Origin of the sequence: Orbus hercynius (assembly GCF_003634275.1) — a bacterium.
Lineage (GTDB): Bacteria > Pseudomonadota > Gammaproteobacteria > Enterobacterales > Orbaceae > Orbus > Orbus hercynius.
In genome coordinates this window covers 201613-223446 of sequence record NZ_RBWY01000004.1, presented here as the reverse complement: position 1 = coordinate 223446, position 21834 = coordinate 201613, and the positions used below count along the sequence as shown (strand labels likewise).

The window sequence follows — 21834 nt, the reverse complement described above, 5'->3', positions numbered from 1 at the left end:
CAAAGGACTGAATTTAAACGGTGATAAAATTGATGCCTTTACTAATAAAATCATTGGCATCGTGCGCGTCAACGCCGGTATCGGTGATAATCGTATCAAGCTGCTCAATGGGTAACACGACATTAAAACCGCGTTTGCCAAACTTTGATGAATCTAATAATGCCACAACGGTTTGCGCGGCATTAGCCATAAATTGACTGATGGCATAACCTTCATTAAAGGTCGTAATGCCACGCTCAGCGTCGATACCATCAGCGCCAACAAACAGATAATTGGACGAAATACCGATTAGCGATTGCTCCGCTATTGTGCCGTGTAAAGAGCGAGTTTTGTGTCGCAGTGTGCCACCACAAACTGCAAGCATGATATTACTGTTATCGGATAAAACAAAGGCGGCAGGTAAGTTGTTGGTAATAATGGTGATATTGTCAACTTTGACTAACTCTTCCGCTAACATCATGGTCGTGCTGCCACTATCAAGAATAATGGTGTCACCAGGTTTGACATATTTAGCGGCAGCTAATGCGATGCGTTTTTTGGGATCAATAAAACGTTGGTAACGATCTTCAAGTTTTAATTCATTGGTGTTTTTTTCATCATGATCGTAATGGTGTAAAGTCGCACCACCATGAAAGCGCAACAGTAATCCCTGCTTTTCTAACAGGCGCAGGTCGGTTCGAATCGTCACTTCTGACACATCAAATGACGTGGATAAGTCATTGACTAATACACTGCCCGTTTTTTGGGCCAATTCAATAATTTTATTGCGTCTTTCAAGTGAATTCATTTCCCGGCCCTTTGTTAATTACGTGGATGTTTATTATTGATATTAATTTGTGTTGCAGCCATGTTACTTATCATCGGCGTAAATAATATATGTCTAAATCATCATATTACTAAGTGTATTTTAGCAGATTAAGCCATTTTTGACGCTATTTTTATCAAGAGCAGGGACTTCAATCCTCTGCCCTTATTATATCGTGTCGTTAAAGTGACGCAATATTATATTAATTCTCCATGCGAAGCAAAAGTTTGCCACTCATCGATTTACCGTGTAAATCGGTCACCATTTTAATAAATTCATCAGCACCACCGATACCGGCAATGAGTTTTTCAAGCTCAATTTTGCCTTGTGCAAAGTAATCACTAATGAGTTGCCACTCTTTACCCGGCCAAGGCGCGGAATAGTTCATCCAACTGCCCATAATAGTCAGCTCTTTGCGTAAAATTAAACCAAAAGTTTTTTCTGGTAAAGCTAAATCTTGATGCAGGGTGCCAATCAGCACTAATTGGGCGCGCGGTCCGGCAATATCGATCGATAGTTTCACCGTAATCGGCGAACCGGCTGTTTCAAGGACGAGTTGGTTGAAACGCAAATCATTCATCGCGTCTAATATTTGCTCGGCAGTAAGATGACTTGGATTATAAACATGATCGGCGCCTAATGATTTTGCTAATGCCAGACGTTCTTGGTTAATATCAATCACGATAATTGAGCTTGCGCCCATTGCTTTTGCGCATTGCATTGCCAGCAAACCAATTGTGCCGGCACCGACAATAATCACATTTTTATCCTGACAGCCATCCGCTAGCAAAATTCCATGCATACCAACGGTGAGGGGCTCGAAAAAGGCGCCCGCTAATAGTGAAACATTATTGGGCAGTTTAAAGGCGTTTTTTTGATCCATCACCACATATTCAGCAAAGCCGCCGGCTTTACGTGAGCCAACAAAGGTATAATTTTTACATAATGAATAATAGTGGTGATGGCACTCATCACATTTAAAGCAGGGTAGCAGTGGAACGCTGGCAATGTTATCGCCGACTTTTAAATGTTCGACGTGTTGACCTACTTCGACAATGGTACCACTAAACTCATGACCTAGCGTTATGGGGTAAAAGTGAGCACCGTGGTGGAAAATACGCGGAATATCAGAGCCACATAAACCAGAATAGGCGATTTTAACAATAATTTGCTGTGGGTTTTCAATGACTGGCATCTCTAACTCTTGCGTCTGTAATGTACTATCTTCATTAACGATAATTGCTTTCATAATAGTTACCTAATCTATAAAGTGTTTAGCATCGCAATCTCAACTAAAATGCAGGCACTCTAGTTGAGATAAATGATTATTGCTTATCGTCTGCTTGCGCTTGTTCAACTAAGGCAAAACGACGGGCGCGTTTCCATGTGAGGAATAAACAAAATGCATAGAACAGACCAATAATCGTAAAACCAATCGGTTGTTGTAGCGTAGTGAGTTGCGTCAAAATGTAAGTTAATGGCGCGCCACCTTGGTCCATTGAACCGAGTAAATCACCACTGCCTGCGTTGATAGCGCCAGCATTAATGGCAAGATCAGTAGTGAATGGAATCATTTGTGTGGCAATCCATAGTGTCATGGCCATAATGATTGAACCTGAAATAATAATTCTAAATAAGTTACCTTGGTGAACGGCAACGCCCATCGCAACAAAGAAACCGATTGTGGCTAAGTCGCCAAAAGGCAGAATTTGGTTACCAGGTAGAAGAATGGCAATCAAAATTGAAATTGGAATAAACAGTAAACTGGCGGTAACAACCGTTGATTGACCGAGTAATAAAGCGGGATCTAAACCAATTAGAAAAGCTTGTCCACCAAATTTTGATTGCAAATGTTTACGTGCCTGACGTGAAATCGGTGTTAAGCCGTCCATGATTGGTTTGATGACTCTTGGCATCAGTAACATTACTGCGGCAGTTTGAATCGACAACTGTAATACACCTTTGAGATCGTAACCGGCAAGTAGGCCTAGAATGACCCCCATGAAAAAGCCAACGACGACGGGTTCACCAAAAGCACCAAAACGCTTTTGTAAATCATCCGCCTTGAAACTGATCTTGTTTAATCCTGGAATTTTTTCAATAATGTTATCGATAAATACCGATATCGGTGCGCAGTATGCGGATGTTCCGTGTGGAATGGCAATACCTTCTAGACCAAAATAGTCTCGGGTATCTTTCGCGAACCAGTCACCGAGTTTATAAGAGACAATGGCATGCATAATCACGCCGATAATGCCCAGCCAATATGAGCCCGTTGCAATATGCACGATCGCGCCAGTAAAGGTCATATGCCAAATATTCCAGATATCAACGTTAACGACCTTGGTTAATTTCAGCACCAGCATAATGATATTGGTGATAATGGCAATTGGGATGGCTATTAGCGCAATTTGTGAAGCCCAAGTAATTGGCGCCGTGCCTGGCCAGCCCACATCAACAACATTTAAGCTAATATCAAAGCGTTCGGCCATCGCTTGCGCGGCAGGGCCAACAGAACTAATTAATAGACCAATCACAAGGCCGATACCGACAAAGCCAATACCAATATGGATACCGGCTTTAAAGGCATCACCAACTTTCATGCGTAAAATAAGGGAAAAAATGATAATAACAATTGGTAGCATTACCGAAGGGCCTAGATCTAAGATGTACTTCATGATTTGCTCAAACATAGCATTACCCTTTTAAAATAGTTAAAATTTTCTCTTTTAATGCATCAATGCCGACACCGGAGACAAATGGCATACCATGAACGATGGGGATATCACCAAAAGTTTGGTCCATTCTAGCGGTAGTACAGATCAGGTCGGTACCATCAATAAAGGTATTAATTTCGTTAATTCGACACTGTACGAGCTCAAGAGTAATATTATTTTCTGCGCATAGTTCTTTGATCTCTTCTGCTGCCATTGTTGAGGTTGCGACTGCGCCACCACATGCAACAATAATTTTCTTTTTCATATACTCTCCTATTAAGCCTGCGAAAAAATGTCTTGATTAAAACGTGCGTGGATTTCATCACTCGATGAATTTAAAAGGAATTCGTAAAATACTTTATCTTGTAAGCGGGTGAATAGTGTTCTAAGTAGCGTGAGTTGATCCGCTGGATCGGTAACGACTAAGCCCATCACGAGATTAACATCAACCATGCTGTCATCATCGGCACGGTTAAAAGCAACGGAATTTTTTAAGCGTAACAGATAAATCGCCGGCGCTAAGGCGTGTTCTGCTTCGCAGTGAGGAATGGCCACGGCGTAATCGGCAAAGGCAATGCCTGTAGGAAAGATCTTCTCTCGATCTTGTAATGCGTTTAAATGACTTGCTGCGACAATTTGTTTATCGATTAGTGTTTGACTAATATGTGTTAAAACCTGCTCATTATTATCAAAAGATAACCCATCGCTAATAAGTAGTTTGCTTTTATTCATGTTGCTCTCGCTTCTTATTAAAATGATCATTGTTAAGACATTAAATATGTCGACAGAGATTAGCTAGTAACTTATCCGTTTTTACTTTCGAAATCAAATGAAAATAATTATTTTTGTGATCAGGTTCAAGCGAAAATTAAAAATATATTTTCTTTCGTTTTGTTGCGTCTTTGTCTTCAATATGCTGACTATAATAGCGGGTCATGCAGACCCGCCTGATAGGTGCTTAATCGAGTTTAATGGGAGTGGCTGTTTGGGCTAACACGGCATTTAAGGCATCGATATTTTCTCGTCCTTGGGTTTGTAGCCAAGTAATTGCTGCTTGTTCACCGCCCAATACAAATTGCTCAACGCCATTTGCCCAAGTGGCTCGTCCACATAATACGCCGTTAAACGTAGAACCGGAGGCTTTGGCGAAGTAAAGCGTTTGCTGGAACAGTGAGGCATTAACGCCTGCGCTTAAAAAGATAAAAGGGAGATGGGTCGATTGGGATTGGGCTTTAAAATGACTCGCAGCGGCTTGTTTGGAGTAGGCCATGTCACCGTCAGTAAATCCCTCAACGTATTTCATATTGACCGGTACTTCGACTTTTAGTACATCAACGCCGTAGCCGGGTTTTGAAAACTCTTTCATCATGTCATTGACTTTATGTGGTTTGACTTTGGCGTATTCTAAGCTATCACTATCACTTATATTGGCATCATATGAGACTAATTCTAAATAGAATGGCATATTATAATCGTCACACTCGGCGCCTAATCGCTCAATAAAGGCATGTTTTTGTTCATTAATCTGTTTTTCTTCATCGATATCATAATATAACAAAAACTTAATCGCATCGGCTCCGGCTGCTTTTAAGCGTTTCACTGACCAAAGACTTAATAAGTCGGGTAGGCGACCTTTGATACTGGCATCGTAACCGGTTTTTTCATAGGCAAGCAATAAACCAGCATTAGGGTGCCGTGCTTTTGCTGCCGGGAGTCCGTATTCTGGATCGAGTAAAATCGATGAACTATAAGCCGTTAATGTTTGAGAAACAAGTCGTTTATAATCAATGAGGTCTTGTTCAGTTGCACCTTGTGGCTTATATTTCGCGATCATTTTTTTCAGTGCGCCACGTTGGTCTATTGCTAATGAGGCTATGATACCGTGATCATTGATTAAATTTTTCATTAATTGGTTTTTTTCATTACTTAATGTCATTGGCGTTCTCCTAAATTAACTGAGTAGTGTTCATGAAACCGAAACAAGCGCTAAGCATGCTTTTGATAGCATCAATACAACGGTAGATAACAGGCTTTGCTATCACAGCCTGTTAACCGGATACGTGATGAGGGGATGGGTATAAATTGACCTCAATTTGCTTAAATAACGCGTCATAGTGAGCTAAATTAATGGCTCCAGTTTTTGCTTCTAGCGCATTGAGCATGCCAAATACCATGGCGCGTTTTAATAAAGTTGGTAACGTACTTTGTTCACTCAGTGCAATAGCAAGGCCTGCTAAGGTGGCATCGCCAGAGCCAACTGGGTTGATGACGTTGATGCGTGGAATCGAGACGCGCCAAATCTGCTGTTGATATCTGGCTAGCGCACCATATTGACCTAACGACACGATAATGAGTGGGATCGCTTGCAATTCCGGTGCATGTAGTAAGATATCGCTGATTTGCTCAACATTTGTGGCATCGATGGTTTTATTCACCAATAAACCTAACTCTTCATGGTTCGGTTTAATTAAATAGGGTTTTTCGTGGTGCTGTAAGGCCTCCTTCAGTGCTTGGCCTGAGCAATCAAGTAAGACTTTTTTGTGTTGTTTATTGGCGATGTCGATTAACTGCGCGTAATAATTTGCTGCAATTCCTTTGGGTAGACTGCCCGACATGGTGACAACGTCCGCTTGTGCAATTAGGTTGGCGAAGTGTTGTTTAAAGGCCTGTTGATCTTGTTGGTTAATCGTCGGTCCACTTTCAAGAATCTCGGTTTGAGCACTATCATGTAAGATGGCAATGCAGTGGCGTGATTCTTGGTTAATCGACAAAAATTGATGGGCAATACTATCTTTGGCGAGCTCATCTTGGATATATTGACCGATATGCCCCCCTAATAAACCTGTTGCAATCACTGGTTTTTGAGCCATTTGTATCACTCTTGCGACATTGAGCCCCTTGCCTCCTGCTGTTTTTTTCGCATCATCGATTCTGTTGACATTGTTAATCACTAAGTGCTTGAGTGGATACGAGATATCGAGGGAGGGATTCATCGTTAATGTTAGTATCATATTAACCTCTTTGTTTCATTTTCGAAATTAATCGAAAGTTTATTTTCGATTCTAACATAACGAAAAAATAATTAAACGAAAAAATTTTGAATTCGAAATATTTAAACAAGAATTTTTATTGTGTCGGTAACAAGGGTGTGGGATCTGATCAGCGATTATCAGCATGCATTGATCGTTTTATTGCTAGATCTGCTGAGCAAGACTTGTATAATGTCAAGTTTATGACTGAACAATTTAGTGAGTAATGACAATGCTTTCGAAAAAAATATTATGGATATGTCCGCTGTTGGTTTTAATGACACTGATATCGGGATGTCAAAAAATGACGCAATACAGTTTATCTCAGCAGGTGATTAACAGTGCGTTACAAAAACAGCTTAGTCAGTATAATCAAAGTATTGATGCTAGTGACCTGCTGAAAATCGATTTAGCTTTTAATGATATGAGTGTGGATATTGGTCAAACTGAACCGAATAAAATCGTAGCGAATGGTAATGCGATGGCATCAGTGCAAACACCGCTTGGTAAACAAAATGTCGCGATTAAGTTACGTCTTAAGGCGTTACCTGAACTGAATAAACAGCAGGAAGCGATTTATTTAAAACAAGTTGAAATTGCCGATTATCAGATCAATTCTGCACTGGGTAGTCTGAGTTCCGGCACGCTATTGCCTTATTTGAATCAGGCACTACAACTTTATTTTGAACATAATCCCATTTATCAGTTAGATAAGCGTAATACGATGGAGTATTTAATCTTTAGTAGTGCCAGTAAAGTGAATATTGAACAGGGTAAACTCGTTTTTTCATGGTAAGTGAAAATAATCGTAATAATCTGGGGGAGCTTAATCTTTCCTTAATTTTTTTTCGGTTTAATAACCCGGTACATTTCATTGACTAAAGGAGCAAACAGATGAAAAAAATGATCCCATTGACAACGATTGCTGTGTTACTTTTTGTTGGATCTGCAATAGCTAAACCTGCACCAAATGCGGGCGGTTTTTTAGGTAATAATGCTGTTGCGGAGCAGCAGTGTAATGTTAACGCTGATTGTCTTGGTAACGCTATGATGGGCAATCAGGGTGGTTTTCGTGGACCATCAATGACCATCAGTACGGTAGCACAAGCTAAAGAGATGAGCGATGATCAGCGTGTTTCATTAAAAGGCTATATTATTCAATCGCTAGGTGATAAAGATTATTTATTCAAAGACGATACCGGCACCATTCAACTTGAGATTGATCATAAACGTTGGCGTGGTCAAATTATTACACCAAATGATTTAGTCGAAATTCAAGGCAAAATTGATAAAGATTGGAAATCGATTGAAGTTGATGTGAAACACTTAGTAAAAGTCACCAGCGAAGATAAGTAAATTTTGCAGGTAATTGACCAAAAGTGTCCGTCACTTTTGGTCAATTCAATACATGTTTCAGTGATACGGCAAAGGCGTTTTATTGCGCCTTTTCTCGTGCGACGGCTCGATAGCCGATGTCATCACGATAGATACAGCCATTCCAATCGATTTTTTTCACCTGTGCGTAAGCATGCTGCTGTGCATCAGCGACCGTGAGGCCTAAGGCTGTTACACATAACACTCGCCCACCACGGGTATACACTTTACCTGCCTTAAGCTGCGTACCGGCATGAAAAACTTTACAATCGTGTTTATCTTCTTGTGGTAAACCGTGAATTTCATCGTCTGTTTTATACTCGCCTGGATAACCCCCCGCAGCCATCACAACGCCTAAGGCGGGTCTGGCATCCCAGTTTGCATGCACGGAATTGAGTTTTCCATTTAACGCAGCTAAGCATAATTTCACCAGATCTGACTGTAAGCGCATCATAATCGGCTGGGTTTCAGGATCACCAAAGCGACAGTTAAATTCGATGACTTTTGGATTACCTTGCTTATCGATCATCAGACCTGCATACAAAAAGCCGGTATAGGTATTGCCTTCGGCAGCCATACCCTTGACCGTTGGGTAAATAATCCGCTCCATCACGCGATCAAAAACTTGCTGGCTAACAACCGGAGCAGGTGAATAAGCGCCCATGCCGCCGGTATTGAGTCCGGTATCTTGATTACCGATGCGTTTATGATCTTGGCTAGTTGCCATGGGCTCAACATGTTTACCATCGACCATGACAATAAAGCTTGCTTCTTCGCCATCAAGATACTCTTCGATGACGACTCGGTGTCCCGCTTCACCAAAGGCATTACCCGCTAGCATATCATGTACCGCTTCTTCGGCCTCTTGTAACGTCATGGCGACAATGACGCCTTTACCGGCAGCAAGGCCATCAGCTTTAACCACAATTGGCGCACCTTTTTGGCGTAAATAAGTAATTGCCGGGGCGATTTCGGTAAAGTTTTGATATTCAGCCGTTGGAATGTTATGACGCGCGAGAAAATCTTTGGTGAAGGCTTTGGAACCTTCTAATTGTGCCGCGGCTTGGGTGGGACCAAAAATGGTTAATCCCGCCTGACGGAATTTATCGACAATACCAAGCACTAGTGGTATTTCAGGACCCACAATGGTCAGGCCGATATTTTCTTGTTTGGCAAACGCGATTAATCCGGCAATATCGGTTGTTTGAATATCAATATTTTGCAAATTTTGTTCAAGTGCTGTTCCTGCATTACCTGGGGCGACAAAGACTTTTGTCACTAATGGTGATTGCACGACTTTCCAAGCTAATGCGTGTTCACGTCCACCATTACCAATAATTAAGACTTTCATACCTCTATCCTCATGTCAGATAAAACCTCACTGTAATCACGCAATTTCACGATCAATGACGAAAATGTCTCATTGCGGTAAATATCATCGCGATATTATGTTCATCGGCAGCGGCAATCACCTCTTCATCACGAATCGAACCGCCCGGTTGAATCACACAGGTGATACCAACGCTGGCTGCGGCATCAATTCCATCTCTAAAGGGGAAAAAGGCATCGGACGCCATGACCGAACCGGCAACTTGCAACTGTTCGTCTTGTGCTTTGATGCCGGCAATTTTTGCCGAGTAAACGCGGCTCATTTGCCCTGCGCCAATCCCAATGGTCATATTGTCTTTGGCATAGACAATCGCATTGGATTTAACAAATTTTGCCACTTTCCAACAAAATAGCGCATCGGCAAGTTCGCTTGCCGATGGCGCACGTTGGGTGACAATTTGCATATCATGTGTGGTAATCATGCCAAGATCGCGATCTTGCACTAATAATCCGCCATTAACGCGTTTAAAATCCAAGCCTTGAACGCGTTGTTGCCATTGACCGCAGGTTAATACGCGAATATTTTTTTTGCTTTCAAGTATGGATAGGGCATCAGCATCAATGTGTGGGGCAATAATGACCTCAACAAATTGCCGGCTAATAATCGCTTGTGCAGTTTGTTTATCAAGCGAGCGGTTAACGGCAATAATGCCACCAAATGCGGAGGTAGGATCAGTTTGGTACGCCCGTAGATAGGCGTTAAGAACTGAGTCACTGACGGCCACGCCACAAGGATTGGCATGTTTCACAATCACGCAAGCGGGTTGGTCAAACTCTTTGACGCATTCAAGTGCGGCATCGGTATCGGCAATATTATTGTAAGAGAGTGCTTTGCCCTGTAATTGCTGCGCCGTTGCAACGCTGGCTTCTGCCGGTTGTGCTTCTATGTAGAAGGCGGCATTTTGATGGCTATTTTCGCCATAGCGCATACCTTGTTTTTTAATATACTGTAAATTAAGTGTGCGTGGAAATGGGCCTGAAGGCTGGTCTGTTTCGCCCAAATAAGGCGGCACTAACTGACCAAAATAATTCGCAATCATACCATCGTATTTTGCGGTATGTTCAAAGGCTTTGATCGCCAAATTAAACCGATACGCGAGGGTTAATGAGTTTTGATTATCATCCATGCTAGCAATGATGGTTTGATAATCATTATGATCAACAACAATAGCCACATCTTTGTGATTTTTTGCCGCTGATCGCACCATTGTTGGGCCGCCAATATCAATATTTTCAACGGCATCTTCTAACGTACAACCTGGCTTGGCAACGGTCTGGGCAAACGGATACAGATTCACAACCACCATATCAATCGGGGCAATCTTGTGTGTTGCCATCACATGATCATCAATATCTCGTCGTCCGAGTATTCCACCATGAACTTTGGGGTGAAGTGTTTTGACGCGACCATCCATCATTTCTGGAAAACCGGTATAATCAGAGACTTCAATAACTGGGATGTGATTTTGTTGTAGCAGTTTGGCGGTTCCGCCGGTTGATAAGAGTTCAACATGACGATTGGATAAGGCTTTTGCAAATTCAACGATTCCTGACTTATCCGACACACTAAGCAGAGCTCGACGAATAGGGCGATGCTGTGACATAGAATTCTCTCCAAATTGACTTTGAAGGTTAAATTGGAATCGTAGTATACCGAATTTATCGCAAAATGTTTAGTGATTAGATAATAATCAGTCAAAATGGCCTAGATAAGTAGGTCATTTTGCTGTGGATGGTTAGGTTAGTTTTCGATAATTAGACGGCCATTTAATGGCTGGATAGGTCTATTATTGTGGTGTTTAAACGCTTGTGTAAATTTATCGATTTCCGTTTTAGATAGTGTCATTGGCTGTTTTAGCACGATCCAAGTTACCCCTTCACTACATGGTGGTGTAGTTAATGAACCGGAAAAACGGTAATACTGCATGTTAGCTGGCAATAATGATTTAATATCAATATTGTCGAATGCTTCTGGCGAGTTTTCTTTTGCATTGAGGCGCGCAAGCAATTGATCTGCCGCGGTGTTTTCTGGCCCTTCTTCAAACATAATTGCCATGACAACTAGATCGCCGTTCGCGTTGCTGTGGACAAAGTGTCCTTCCATTGGGTACGATTTGCCGTTGATTTGGTTTTCACTTGGTGCATGAAAATGGAATTGCACTAAATGGTATTGTTGATTATCGACAACAATATAATCATCTGGTTTGCCTTCATTAATTTGCACGGTATGACCATTATTAACGATATTACCTGATGTGGTACCATAATGGACTTCTAATGGTGCAGTTTGCGCTTGAATTGGCGTGGTAATATTGACTGGTGATTGATTTCTACCTAATCCACACATTTGGTATTCTGGCGATAATTTTGCCCAATTTTCAGGCAGCTCATCACCTTCATATCCCCAGTGAACCCCAGCAACAGCAGGAAGCGTAACACCTAGCGCAAGGACTAAAAGTGGCAGCGATCTGATTAATTTTTTCATCGAAATTTTCCTTATTATTACACGATTTATATATTTAGTGCCATTCTACGCTTTTGGTATGACGAAACAAGAGTGCCAAAATGGCAATAGCATTTTTTCCGCATTTTTTGGAACTTGAGTTTGCTGCATATTTTACTATGCGCTCTTTATGTGTATGCGCTATGCCCTGTAATGGCTAAAAGTATATTAAGTCTGAAGTGATCAGGAAAAAGGCTGACAATCTATTATTGCATTTAGGCATAGATTCAGCCGTTATAAAGGTAGTTATTGAATATATTGAATATATTGATTATTAAAGTAGAACTGCAGCCGATAAAAATGGTAATTATTAATTTTAACCACTGATATTAAAATAATGCAATTATCATAATTGGCCAATATGATGGTTGATGTATGAAGATAAAATACCCTGTTGATACAGCGTATTTTATCTGGCTATTAATTATCTTGCGCCATCAACTGCTTGTTTAGCCAGCTCAGTAATTTTAGCAAAGTCACCGTTAGCAATCACATCCGTTGGTACAAACCAAGAACCACCGACACAAAGCACATTTTTAAGCGCTAAGTAATCACGGTAGTTTTTCAAATTAATTCCGCCTGTTGGGCAGAATTTTACGTCAGGGATTGGGCCTGCGAATGCTTTTAATGCTGCGATGCCACCATTAATTTCGGCTGGAAAGAATTTTAATGCCGTTAAACCTACTTCTTTCGCCATAAGTAATTCACTAATGGTTGCAATACCAGGAATGACTGGAACATTACCATCAATGGCAGCTTTTAATATTGATGGGGTTAAGCCCGGAGTAATGATAAATTCAACGCCCGCTTTAGTGACTTCTTTGAGCTGTTCGACCGAGGTTACTGTGCCTGCACCGACGACTGCTTCAGGGACTTCAGCGATAATTTTTTTAATGGCGTCAAGGCTACATGCCGTACGCAGTGTCACTTCTAATACTTTAACGCCACCGGCAACTAAAGCTTTTGCAAGAGGAACGGCATCTTTTAACTCTTCAATGACAATAACGGGAACAACGGGGCCTAAGGATAGAATATCTTCTGCTGATCTTTTCCAATTTTTCATACTAACCTCTAATCAATTAAAATGTTATTACTTATCAATACGTTTGATGTCTTTTAGAGTAAACACTAAAGGGGTGTATCATTTTTTGATTAAACCCGATGGGGCTTGATCTTAAGTTGCATGAGATTAAGTATCTCACAAGGCGCTATTGCATTCAATCTTTTATCAGCTTAAAAGCTGTTAAAATTCATCAAAATAGCAATATTTTATCAGACATTCATTACTTATTTTTGTGTTGAAACCAAGGATTCGGATCGCAATTTTAGTCCCTATATTTCATGCTAATTGCCTCTATTTTGCAATATTCTCGGTTAGATTGTGCCGATAGGTGTCACTATCGAAGATAAGCGGCTTAGTCGGCATTTTACCGCTTTGATCAACAACCGAGATGGAATAAAAGTCGTTATTATCGTTTTTTTTTGCTAGCATAGGCGCTTAAAAAGATAATTTTGTAAAGGCATTATGATTGTTCTCTCTTCCATACAGATTCGTCGCGGTATTAATCTATTATTAGATAATGCGTCGGCAAAAATTAATCCCGGTCAAAAAGTCGGCTTAGTAGGTAAAAATGGCTGCGGTAAATCAACGCTTTTTGCTTTACTAAAAGGTGAAATTGTTGCAGATGCCGGTGAAGTGTCGATACCTACACAATGGCAACTTGCCTGGGTTAATCAAGAGACACCAGCGGTTGAGATGACCGCAATTGAATATGCGATTGAGGGTGATCGAGAGTTTCGTAAGTTAGAGCAACAATTAATCGTGGCGAATGAAAAAAACGATGGTAATCAAATCGCTTTAATCCATGGTAAGCTTGATACGATCGATGCCTGGACGATTCAGTCAAGAGCCGCATCGTTATTAAATGGTCTGGGCTTTTCACAAGAACAGCTTGCGCAGCCGGTTAAATCGTTTTCTGGTGGGTGGCGGATGCGGCTGAATTTAGCGCAGGCGTTAATGTGTCGTTCTGATTTGCTATTACTCGATGAACCGACCAACCATTTAGATCTTGATGCGGTGATGTGGCTAGAAAAATGGCTGAAAAGCTATACGGGTACCTTGTTATTGATTTCCCATGACCGTGATTTTTTAGATCCTTTAGTCGATAAAATTATTCATATTGAGCAGCAGTCGTTATTTGAATATTCTGGTAATTACTCATCATTTGAAATTCAGCGAGCGAGTAAATTGGCCCAGCATCAAGCGCTGTTTGAACACCAGCAGCTAAAAGTAGCACATTTGCAAAGTTATATTGATCGCTTTAGAGCCAAAGCGACCAAAGCCAAGCAAGCGCAAAGCCGTATTAAGATGTTAGAGCGTATGGAAAGGATTGCGCCTGCACATGTGGATAACCCTTTTCATTTTTCATTTCGCCCATCGGATGTTTTACCCAGTCCCTTACTGATGATGGAAAAGGTCGTTGGTGGTTATGGCGATAAAATTATTTTAGATAAGATTAAACTGAATTTGGTGCCAGGCTCGCGCATTGGTTTACTTGGCCGTAATGGTGCAGGTAAATCAACGTTAATCAAATTACTGGCGGGGGAACTACAGCCTATTGCTGGTGATATTCATTTGGCGAAAGGGATACAGCTAGGCTACTTTGCTCAGCATCAGCTGGAATACTTGTGCGCAGATGAGTCACCGCTTTGGCATTTAATGCAAATTGCTGATCCTAAAAATTCCGAGCAGATACTGCGTAATTATTTAGGGGGATTTGATTTTCATGGCGATAAAGTCACGGAAGCGGTAAATACCTTTTCCGGCGGAGAAAAAGCGCGATTAGTGTTAGCGCTAATTGTTTGGCAACGACCTAATTTATTATTGTTAGATGAACCAACCAACCACCTTGATTTAGATATGCGTCAGGCATTAATTGAAGCATTAATTGATTTTGAAGGGGCATTAGTTGTGGTATCGCACGATCGTCATCTATTGCGCTCGACCACTGATGAGTTTTATTTAGTGCACGATAAGCGCGTTGAGTCTTTTGATGGTGATCTCGATGATTATCAAAAATGGTTAGCGGATGAGCAAAAAACCAGCCAAACGGCGGAGCAAATCGGACAAAGTGTTGCTAATGTGTCGGCGCAGGACAAAAAAGAGCAGAAACGTCGAGAAGCTGAATTAAGGACACAGCTACAACCACTAAGAAAAGCCCTGCAAAAAGCAGAAGAGACGATGAGTAAATTGTCAATGCAGCTCAGTGATATCGAGAATGAGCTCGCCGATCCAATGATTTATGAGCAATCACAAAAAGAGCAGCTCACGCAATTATTATTACAGCAGAGCAAAATAAAAGCCGAATTAGACGAGAGCGAAATGCAGTGGTTTGATATTCAAGCTGAAATTGAGCATTTTACCTCTTAATGATTTTTTGACTGCATTTACCTATCGAGTTACCAAATCACCCCAAAGCCAAGGTTATAATTAATATTACTGCTATTACCATCCTTGGTTTTGTCTTTATCTTTATTAAATGTCGTACTAATGATAAGCCAATCGGTAAGCTTATATGATGTACCTATTGTCGTGCTTAAATCAAGCGATACGGTATCATTAAAGCTTCGCCCAATGGAGCCGCTAGTAAATAGATTAATTGCGCTTCCCAGAAAGTATCGTTGGTAATTCCAGCGAATCGTACCTAGTGGATGACGAGACTCTTCGTGATCTTGATAGTGCATTTCTTGATAGTTTAATAACATAGCGAGAGAAAACGAACTCAGTTCATTATTCCATAATTGGTAGCCAGGGCCTGTACCAAAGCTTTTTTTCGAGCTGATATTTTCAATCCAATCATGTCGATACTGTGCACTCGATTGCCAGAAAAACGCTGGAGTAATAAATTTATCTAAGTTATATTGCGTATTGTAATAATAAGTACTCACCGTATCATTTTTAAAACTGCGGCGAAAATTGGCCGCAATGTTGTGCCGCCACAAATTATGTTTTACGGTAAAATTGGTGTCTAGCATATATTGTTCGGTTTTTTTTGTGCCTTTATCATAGAAAAAACCACCTTTAACACTACCATTAAAAGTTAACTCATCAACGAATTCATTGATATTTTGTTTATATAAAATGAGGTTATTGGTAATAGAAACGGTTTGTTCTTCACCGCGTTTATCAACAAGAATAATTGCACCTATTTCTTCAGATGGTTTTATTTCGGTGATGAAGAACTTTTTGGCATAAAGATCATTTTTGACGACAGCAGGATGATTTAGGGTGAATGTTTTGACGTCTGTTGCCTTAATGGTCAAGGAGCCCGCATACTTAGTTTCCAAGACCAGTTTATTACTATCAATCAGTTTGATTGAGCCCGAAATAATATCACCATTTTTCACCCAAATCGTGTCAGCAAAGCCACACGTTGGTAATATCATAAATAGAATTAACAAAATATATCGATTATAAAACATAATATGTGGTTATTTCTTCATTAAGTGCTCAGTAATTTTTCGATATCATTGATCACTTTTCTATCCGGTAAAAAAATGATCAGGTGGTCGTTATCTTCGATAATGAGGTCATTTTGCGTAATAATTACATCGTCTCCCCTGACAATTGCCCCGATGGTTGCCCCTGATGGCAGCTTTATTTTATCAACAGTTCGACCAATGAGTTTTGATGTCTCTTTATCACCATGAGTCACAATTTCAATCACCTCTGAGGTACCTTGACGCAATGAGACGACTTTAGCAATGCCTGATTGTCTGACATGGCTTAATAACGCGGAGATGGTGGCGAGCTGTGGGGAAATTGCGATATCAATGACGCTTTCGTTAATGAGCTCAAGATAAGCTTGGCGCTGGATCAGGACGATAACTTTTTTAGCCCCCATCCGCTTGGCTAACATCGATGACATAATATTCGATTCGTCATCGCTGGTAACGGCAATAAAAAGGTCGGTTAATTCGACTTGTTCTTGAGATAACAGTTCTTGGTCTGCCGATTCACCGTGCAAGACGGTGGTATTGGTGAGTTTTTCAGCGATAAGCTCTGCTTTTTGTGCATTACGCTCAATTAGTTTGACTTGATAGTCATTTTCGAGTTTTTTAGCAAGCGAGACAGCAACACTGCCGCCGCCGCTAATCATAATGCGCTTATAGGGTTTTTCCAGTCGTTGCAATTCACTGGTGACGGCTTTGATATTTGACGGTTCGGTAATAAAATAGACCATATCACCAGCTTCAATAATGGTTGAATCGATCGGACGAATGAAGCGGTTTTGCCTATAAATCGCAACGATTTTTACATCGACATGCGGTAGATGTTCTTTTAATTCAGATAACTCACTACCAACAAGTGCGCCACCGTAATAGGCTGTGACCGCAACCAAGTAGACTTTATTGTCATAAAATGAAGCAATTTGGAGTGCACCGGGATATTGGATTAGTTGGCTAATATGTTGAGTGATGAGTTTTTCAGGCGAAATAATGTGATTAATCGGAATGCCGTCATCAACAGAAAAGAGCTGATATTTATCATCACTGTATTCTACTGCTCGAATACGTGCCACTTTTTGCGGGATATTAAAGAGCGAATGGGCGATTTGGCAAGCCAGCAAATTTGCTTCGTCTGAATTAGTGACGGCAACGAGCATGTCGGCACTTTCAGCACCAGCGCTTTCTAGCACCTGTGGATAAGACACTTTGCCTTGAATGACGCGTAAATCAAATCGCTCTTGTAGCGATTGCAACTGTTCAGCCACTTCATCAACAACGGTGACGTCATTTTCATGTTCAGTCACCAGATATTCAGCTAGTGCACTGCCAGTTTGGCCGGCACCTAGAATAATGATTTTCATTGTGTAATCACTCTCATTAGACTTCGTTTTTACCGGACGAAGCCAATGGCATCGTAGACTTTATCTAAGGTCAATTTAGCTCGGACATTGGCTTTTTGCGCACCGTCTTGCATGATGTCATGAAGTAATTTTTCATTATCTCGATAATGGAAATATCGTTCTTGTAGTGCACCTAGCATGGTCGAGACTTGAGCGGCAACCTCACCTTTTAAGTGACCATACATTTTTCCAGCAAATTCTTGCTCAAGAGTTGGAATCGATTTACCCGTAATACCCGTTAAGATATCAAGTAGATTTGACACGCCAGCTTTATTTTTAATATCGTAACGCACCATCGGTGGCTCATCAGAATCGGTCATTGCCCGCTTAATTTTTTTCTCGGCATCTTTCGGATTTTCTAATAATCCAATCACATTATTACGGTTATCATCTGATTTAGACATTTTTTTAGTCGGATCTTGTAACGACATCACTCTGGCGCCGGCTTTTGGAATAAACGGCTCTGGCACTTTAAAGATATCACCGTATAGCGCGTTAAAACGTGCGGCAATATCACGAGAAAGTTCTAAATGTTGTTTTTGATCTTCACCAACCGGGACTAAGTTGGTTTGATAAATTAAGATATCAGCTGCCATGAGTACTGGATAATCAAATAAGCCGGCATTAATGTTTTCTGCGTGTCTGGCTGATTTATCCTTAAATTGGGTCATTCTGCTTAATTCACCAAAGTAAGTGTAACAATTGAGCACCCAGCCTAGCTCGGCATGAGCAGGTACTTGTGATTGCACAAATACTGTACTTTTGTTGGGATCAATACCACAAGCAAGGTAAAGAGCCAGTGTATCTAATGTGGCTTTTTTGAGCTTTGCCGGATCCTGGCGCACCGTGATTGCATGTTGATTGACGATACAGTAAATACAATCATAAGCATCTTGCAAGTCGACCCAATTTTTTAATGCACCCAAATAATTGCCTAGTGATAATTCGCCAGATGGTTGTGCGCCACTAAATACAATTGGTTTACTCATAATCTTTTCCTATTTTATTTCGAATTTAATGCATTACTTTTTAGCTTCAGCACGAGGGCGAGGCAATATCGTTAATAGCTGCTCAAAGTTTTCAAACACATAGTCTGGACTGCTACTTGTGATTGATTCACCGTAATTATAACCGTAAGTTAAGCCAACCGTTGGGCACAGGGCATTTTTAGCGGCGCTAATATCATTGCGCGAATCGCCGACAAAGAGTAATTGGTCATGGTATAGACCAAAATTTGCCATGACTTGATATAGCGGCGCAGGATGTGGTTTAAGTTTGATGACATCACCGCCACCGAGTACTAGTGAAAAATACGGGTCTAGCTTGAGCGATTTCAACAGTGCTGGTAAAAACTGCGCCGGTTTATTGGTCACTAGTGCCATTCGATAGCCTTGTTGTTGTAAGGTCGCTAATGTTGATATGACGTGCGGAAATACTTGCGTCCCTTCATCAATTGTCTCGTCATAGTGACGATTGAACAGCGGTTTAGCTTGATCAAATATTGATTCAGGTGCACTAACTGATGCAAGAATGCGTTCAATAAGCACATCAATACCATTGCCGACCCAAATTTTAATTTGCTCGTGGGTGACGGTGGGTAACGATAAATCAGCCAACATGCGCTGAGCGGCTAAAGCAAGGCCTGGAACGCTATCAACGAGCGTACCATCAAGATCGAATGCAATGGCTTGGATGTCTGTAAGTTTTTTCATGTTTTATTACTCTACAGTAGCGAGTTGTCGGCGCATAGCATCGATAACCTCATGGTAGTTTGGGTGGCCAAAAATTGCGGAGCCTGCCACAAACATATCGGCTCCTGCTTTCGCTATTTCAGCTATATTGTCAACTTTAACCCCGCCGTCGACTTCTAAGCGGATTTCTCGCCCAGATTGATTAATCAGCGCACGAGTTTGGGCGATTTTTTTCAGCATATAAGGAATAAACGATTGGCCGCCAAAACCGGGGTTGACACCCATAATTAAAATTAGGTCAATCTTATCAATGATATATTCTAGGCAATCAAGCGGTACAGCCGGATTGAGTACGATACCTGCCGTACAACCGTGATCTTTGATCAGTTGGATAGAACGATCAAGATGCCTTGTTGCATCAGGATGAATGGAGATATTGTTTGCGCCTGACTTAGCAAAAGCGGTAATGAGTTCATCAACCGGAGACACCATTAAATGTACATCGATTGGTGCGGTAATTCCATAATTTCTTAAACCTTGGCAAAACATTGGACCCATTGTTAAATTAGGCACATAGTGATTATCCATAACATCAAAATGGATAACATTTGCACCCGCATTTAATACTTTTTGCGTATCTTCACCAAGTCTAGCAAAGTCTGCTGATAATATTGAAGGTGCAATTAAAAATCTTTCCATCATTTCTAACCTCTTCAGTGTTATTTTGAAGAAACAGTAATCGATAGCTAATTATATCGTATCTTTGCTAGTACGACCACTTGATCTATTTGAAACACTAAGAATAAAGTACAAGCAATTCGTGAATTTTTTTGCGACCAAGTCCATCACAGCTAATAGAACGCCTGGTTTCAACCGAATAAATATTGCTAGCTTGTTGATACCAATCTCGAGTCTGCATTGTGTCGTGGTTAGAGATAAGAACCGGAATATTTTTTGCCGAAAGCTTTTCTGCTAATTTGGCAAGATTCTGTTGTTCTTGTTGACCAAAGTGGACAGAATAGTAAGCGGTGAAGTTAGAACTTTCTGAGAGTGGTACGTAGGGGGGATCACAATATACTACAGCGCCTTTTTTGGCTTTTTTCATTACTTCATGATAAGGTGCACAGATAAATTCAGCGTGCTTGGCCTTTTCAGAAAAAGCAATAATCTCTTTTTCAGGGAAATAGATATTTTTATGTTGACCAAATGGGACATTAAATTCACCGCTACTGTTATAGCGGCATAATCCGTTATAACAATGGCGATTTAAATAGAGAAATAGCAGTGCTCTTTGATAGTTATTTTTGCTACGGTTAAATAGATCTCGCATTTGGTAAAATGCATCGGTCTGTTTATTTTGCTGATTGAATAATAACTTTGCATCTTCAATAAATTTTTCAGGTTGCTTTTTGATAATATTAAACAGTGAAATAAGGTCTTGATTGATATCAGCAAGAATATAACGCTTGTAATTGGTATTAAGAAAAACAGAACCGGCTCCAACAAAAGGTTCGATTAATAAGTCACCTTCTGGAAGATATTGCGTAATTTGATCTACAAGCGAGTATTTGCCACCAGCCCATTTTAGAAAAGCGCGTTGCTTTTTCAAACAATGCTCCTATTGGTATGAGGATAAGTCATCATTTAGATAACTTCTCCTTGTTGACCATTTCCCCTGATTTGATCCATGGATTGCTTTTTTGTAGTTCTTGGGTCAGAGATTTTACGGCTTGCTTAGCATCATCTAGAGTCAGATAGCTACCTTTTATTAACACAAACCACGGTTTTTGTTCACGGCGAGTTTCATAAATTTGATAATTGGTTAATTTGTACTGTTTAACAAATGCCATGAGATTTTCAAGGGATGAAGATGAGCTGAGCTGAATGGTGAAATGTGTATTGTCTATGGCATTTTGCAAACGTTGTTCATTAACCAAGTTATTAGTACTGTCATTTTGCCCTTTCAACAATAAAGTATTTTTTTGCTTCAGTTCATCTGATTGTGCTTCATTGGTCAATACATCGGTAATATCACCAGGGATGACAATTCGCTCTTGTTCAGGATCACTGTTTCGTTGCGTAACGGTTGCTGTTGTTGATATTGGTGCAGGAGACAATGTCTGATATGTTGATGTTTGATTATCTTCACTTAGCCCCAATTCAGTTGAATCGGATTGTTCTGGGGCTTGTGGTGATTGAGATTGTGATTTAAATATGGCAACACTTATACATAGCAATAAAACACATAGCGCTAATATAAGAATAATCCATTTAGTTTTTGACAACAAGAAACCGCTTAGTTGCGTTTTTTTAGGAGAGCTTTCCGAGATATAGCGATCCTCCTTATCAGGCCGAATTGACTCACTCACGTTCTCTCCTTTCTACCAATGACTGTATTGAATAAAAGTAATCACATA

Annotated in this window: 21 protein-coding genes; 3 read left to right on the top strand and 18 right to left on the bottom strand. The window is 40.6% G+C overall.

Going from position 1 to position 21834, the window contains the following annotated elements; genetic code table 11:
- Positions 1–13 precede the first annotated feature (13 nt).
- From DES39_RS09975 to DES39_RS09945, 7 genes are all read right to left on the bottom strand, one after another.
- On the bottom strand, positions 14–787 hold the full coding sequence (locus DES39_RS09975; RefSeq protein WP_121145691.1) for a DeoR/GlpR family DNA-binding transcription regulator: 774 nt from the start codon (positions 785–787) through the stop codon (positions 14–16).
- A 220-nt stretch (positions 788–1007) separates the two neighbouring features.
- On the bottom strand, positions 1008–2054 hold the full coding sequence (locus DES39_RS09970; RefSeq protein WP_121145689.1) for an alcohol dehydrogenase catalytic domain-containing protein: 1047 nt from the start codon (positions 2052–2054) through the stop codon (positions 1008–1010).
- Between the two features lie 76 nt (positions 2055–2130).
- Complete coding sequence (locus DES39_RS09965; protein ID WP_121145687.1) at positions 2131–3498, bottom strand: PTS galactitol transporter subunit IIC; 1368 nt, start codon at positions 3496–3498, stop codon at positions 2131–2133.
- Between the two features lie 4 nt (positions 3499–3502).
- The gene (gene gatB / locus DES39_RS09960; RefSeq protein WP_121145686.1) at positions 3503–3787 is read right to left on the bottom strand and encodes a PTS galactitol transporter subunit IIB; all 285 of its coding nucleotides are present in this window, start codon (positions 3785–3787) and stop codon (positions 3503–3505) included.
- 11 nt (positions 3788–3798) lie between these two features.
- Entirely contained in the window at positions 3799–4254 is a 456-nt protein-coding gene (gene gatA, locus DES39_RS09955) for a PTS galactitol transporter subunit IIA (protein WP_170143392.1), read from the bottom strand.
- Positions 4255–4480: 226 nt separating this feature from the next.
- A complete protein-coding gene (lacD, locus tag DES39_RS09950; protein ID WP_121145681.1) occupies positions 4481–5458 on the bottom strand; it encodes a tagatose-bisphosphate aldolase in 978 nt (325 codons plus the stop codon).
- A 112-nt stretch (positions 5459–5570) separates the two neighbouring features.
- Complete coding sequence (locus DES39_RS09945) at positions 5571–6533, bottom strand: hexose kinase (RefSeq protein WP_121145679.1); 963 nt, start codon at positions 6531–6533, stop codon at positions 5571–5573.
- A 250-nt stretch (positions 6534–6783) separates the two neighbouring features.
- Here DES39_RS09945 and DES39_RS09940 point away from each other — a divergent pair, with 250 nt between their 5' ends.
- The gene (locus tag DES39_RS09940; RefSeq protein WP_170143391.1) at positions 6784–7347 is read left to right on the top strand and encodes a DUF1439 domain-containing protein; all 564 of its coding nucleotides are present in this window, start codon (positions 6784–6786) and stop codon (positions 7345–7347) included.
- 98 nt (positions 7348–7445) lie between these two features.
- Entirely contained in the window at positions 7446–7907 is a 462-nt protein-coding gene (locus DES39_RS09935) for a YgiW/YdeI family stress tolerance OB fold protein (RefSeq protein ID WP_121145675.1), read from the top strand.
- Between the two features lie 79 nt (positions 7908–7986).
- Here DES39_RS09935 and purD read toward each other — a convergent pair whose 3' ends face one another.
- The 4 genes from purD to DES39_RS09915 all read right to left on the bottom strand — a co-directional run bounded on the left by purD (position 7987) and on the right by DES39_RS09915 (position 12880).
- A complete protein-coding gene (gene purD, locus DES39_RS09930) occupies positions 7987–9276 on the bottom strand; it encodes a phosphoribosylamine--glycine ligase (protein ID WP_121145673.1) in 1290 nt (429 codons plus the stop codon).
- 52 nt (positions 9277–9328) lie between these two features.
- Positions 9329–10918: a bifunctional phosphoribosylaminoimidazolecarboxamide formyltransferase/IMP cyclohydrolase gene (gene purH / locus DES39_RS09925; RefSeq protein ID WP_121145671.1), complete on the bottom strand. Its 1590-nt coding sequence runs from the start codon at positions 10916–10918 to the stop codon at positions 9329–9331.
- Between the two features lie 137 nt (positions 10919–11055).
- The gene (locus tag DES39_RS09920) at positions 11056–11799 is read right to left on the bottom strand and encodes a carbonic anhydrase (protein WP_121145669.1); all 744 of its coding nucleotides are present in this window, start codon (positions 11797–11799) and stop codon (positions 11056–11058) included.
- A gap of 442 nt (positions 11800–12241) precedes the next feature.
- Positions 12242–12880 (bottom strand): bifunctional 4-hydroxy-2-oxoglutarate aldolase/2-dehydro-3-deoxy-phosphogluconate aldolase, encoded by a 639-nt coding sequence (locus tag DES39_RS09915; RefSeq protein ID WP_121145667.1) that lies wholly within the window; start codon positions 12878–12880, stop codon positions 12242–12244.
- 462 nt (positions 12881–13342) lie between these two features.
- Between DES39_RS09915 and DES39_RS09910 the strand changes: the two genes are divergently transcribed.
- Positions 13343–15247, top strand: a complete 1905-nt coding sequence (locus DES39_RS09910; protein WP_121145665.1) for an ABC transporter ATP-binding protein — start codon at positions 13343–13345, stop codon at positions 15245–15247.
- 29 nt (positions 15248–15276) lie between these two features.
- On the opposite strand, the gene DES39_RS09905 is transcribed toward DES39_RS09910, so the two are convergent.
- From DES39_RS09905 to DES39_RS09875, 7 genes are all read right to left on the bottom strand, one after another.
- A complete protein-coding gene (locus DES39_RS09905; protein WP_121145663.1) occupies positions 15277–16299 on the bottom strand; it encodes a DUF481 domain-containing protein in 1023 nt (340 codons plus the stop codon).
- 20 nt (positions 16300–16319) lie between these two features.
- Positions 16320–17687, bottom strand: coding sequence for a Trk system potassium transporter TrkA (trkA, locus tag DES39_RS09900; protein WP_121145661.1), 1368 nt, complete (start codon positions 17685–17687; stop codon positions 16320–16322).
- A gap of 29 nt (positions 17688–17716) precedes the next feature.
- Positions 17717–18715 carry a tryptophan--tRNA ligase gene (trpS, locus tag DES39_RS09895; protein ID WP_121145659.1) on the bottom strand — a complete coding sequence of 333 codons (999 nt, stop codon included), beginning with the start codon at positions 18713–18715 and terminating at the stop codon, positions 17717–17719.
- A 33-nt stretch (positions 18716–18748) separates the two neighbouring features.
- On the bottom strand, positions 18749–19438 hold the full coding sequence (locus DES39_RS09890; RefSeq protein WP_121145657.1) for a phosphoglycolate phosphatase: 690 nt from the start codon (positions 19436–19438) through the stop codon (positions 18749–18751).
- Between the two features lie 6 nt (positions 19439–19444).
- Complete coding sequence (gene rpe, locus DES39_RS09885; RefSeq protein WP_121145655.1) at positions 19445–20116, bottom strand: ribulose-phosphate 3-epimerase; 672 nt, start codon at positions 20114–20116, stop codon at positions 19445–19447.
- Between the two features lie 97 nt (positions 20117–20213).
- The gene (locus tag DES39_RS09880; RefSeq protein ID WP_121145653.1) at positions 20214–21026 is read right to left on the bottom strand and encodes a Dam family site-specific DNA-(adenine-N6)-methyltransferase; all 813 of its coding nucleotides are present in this window, start codon (positions 21024–21026) and stop codon (positions 20214–20216) included.
- Positions 21027–21057: 31 nt separating this feature from the next.
- The gene (locus DES39_RS09875; RefSeq protein ID WP_121145651.1) at positions 21058–21786 is read right to left on the bottom strand and encodes an SPOR domain-containing protein; all 729 of its coding nucleotides are present in this window, start codon (positions 21784–21786) and stop codon (positions 21058–21060) included.
- Positions 21787–21834 lie beyond the last annotated feature (48 nt).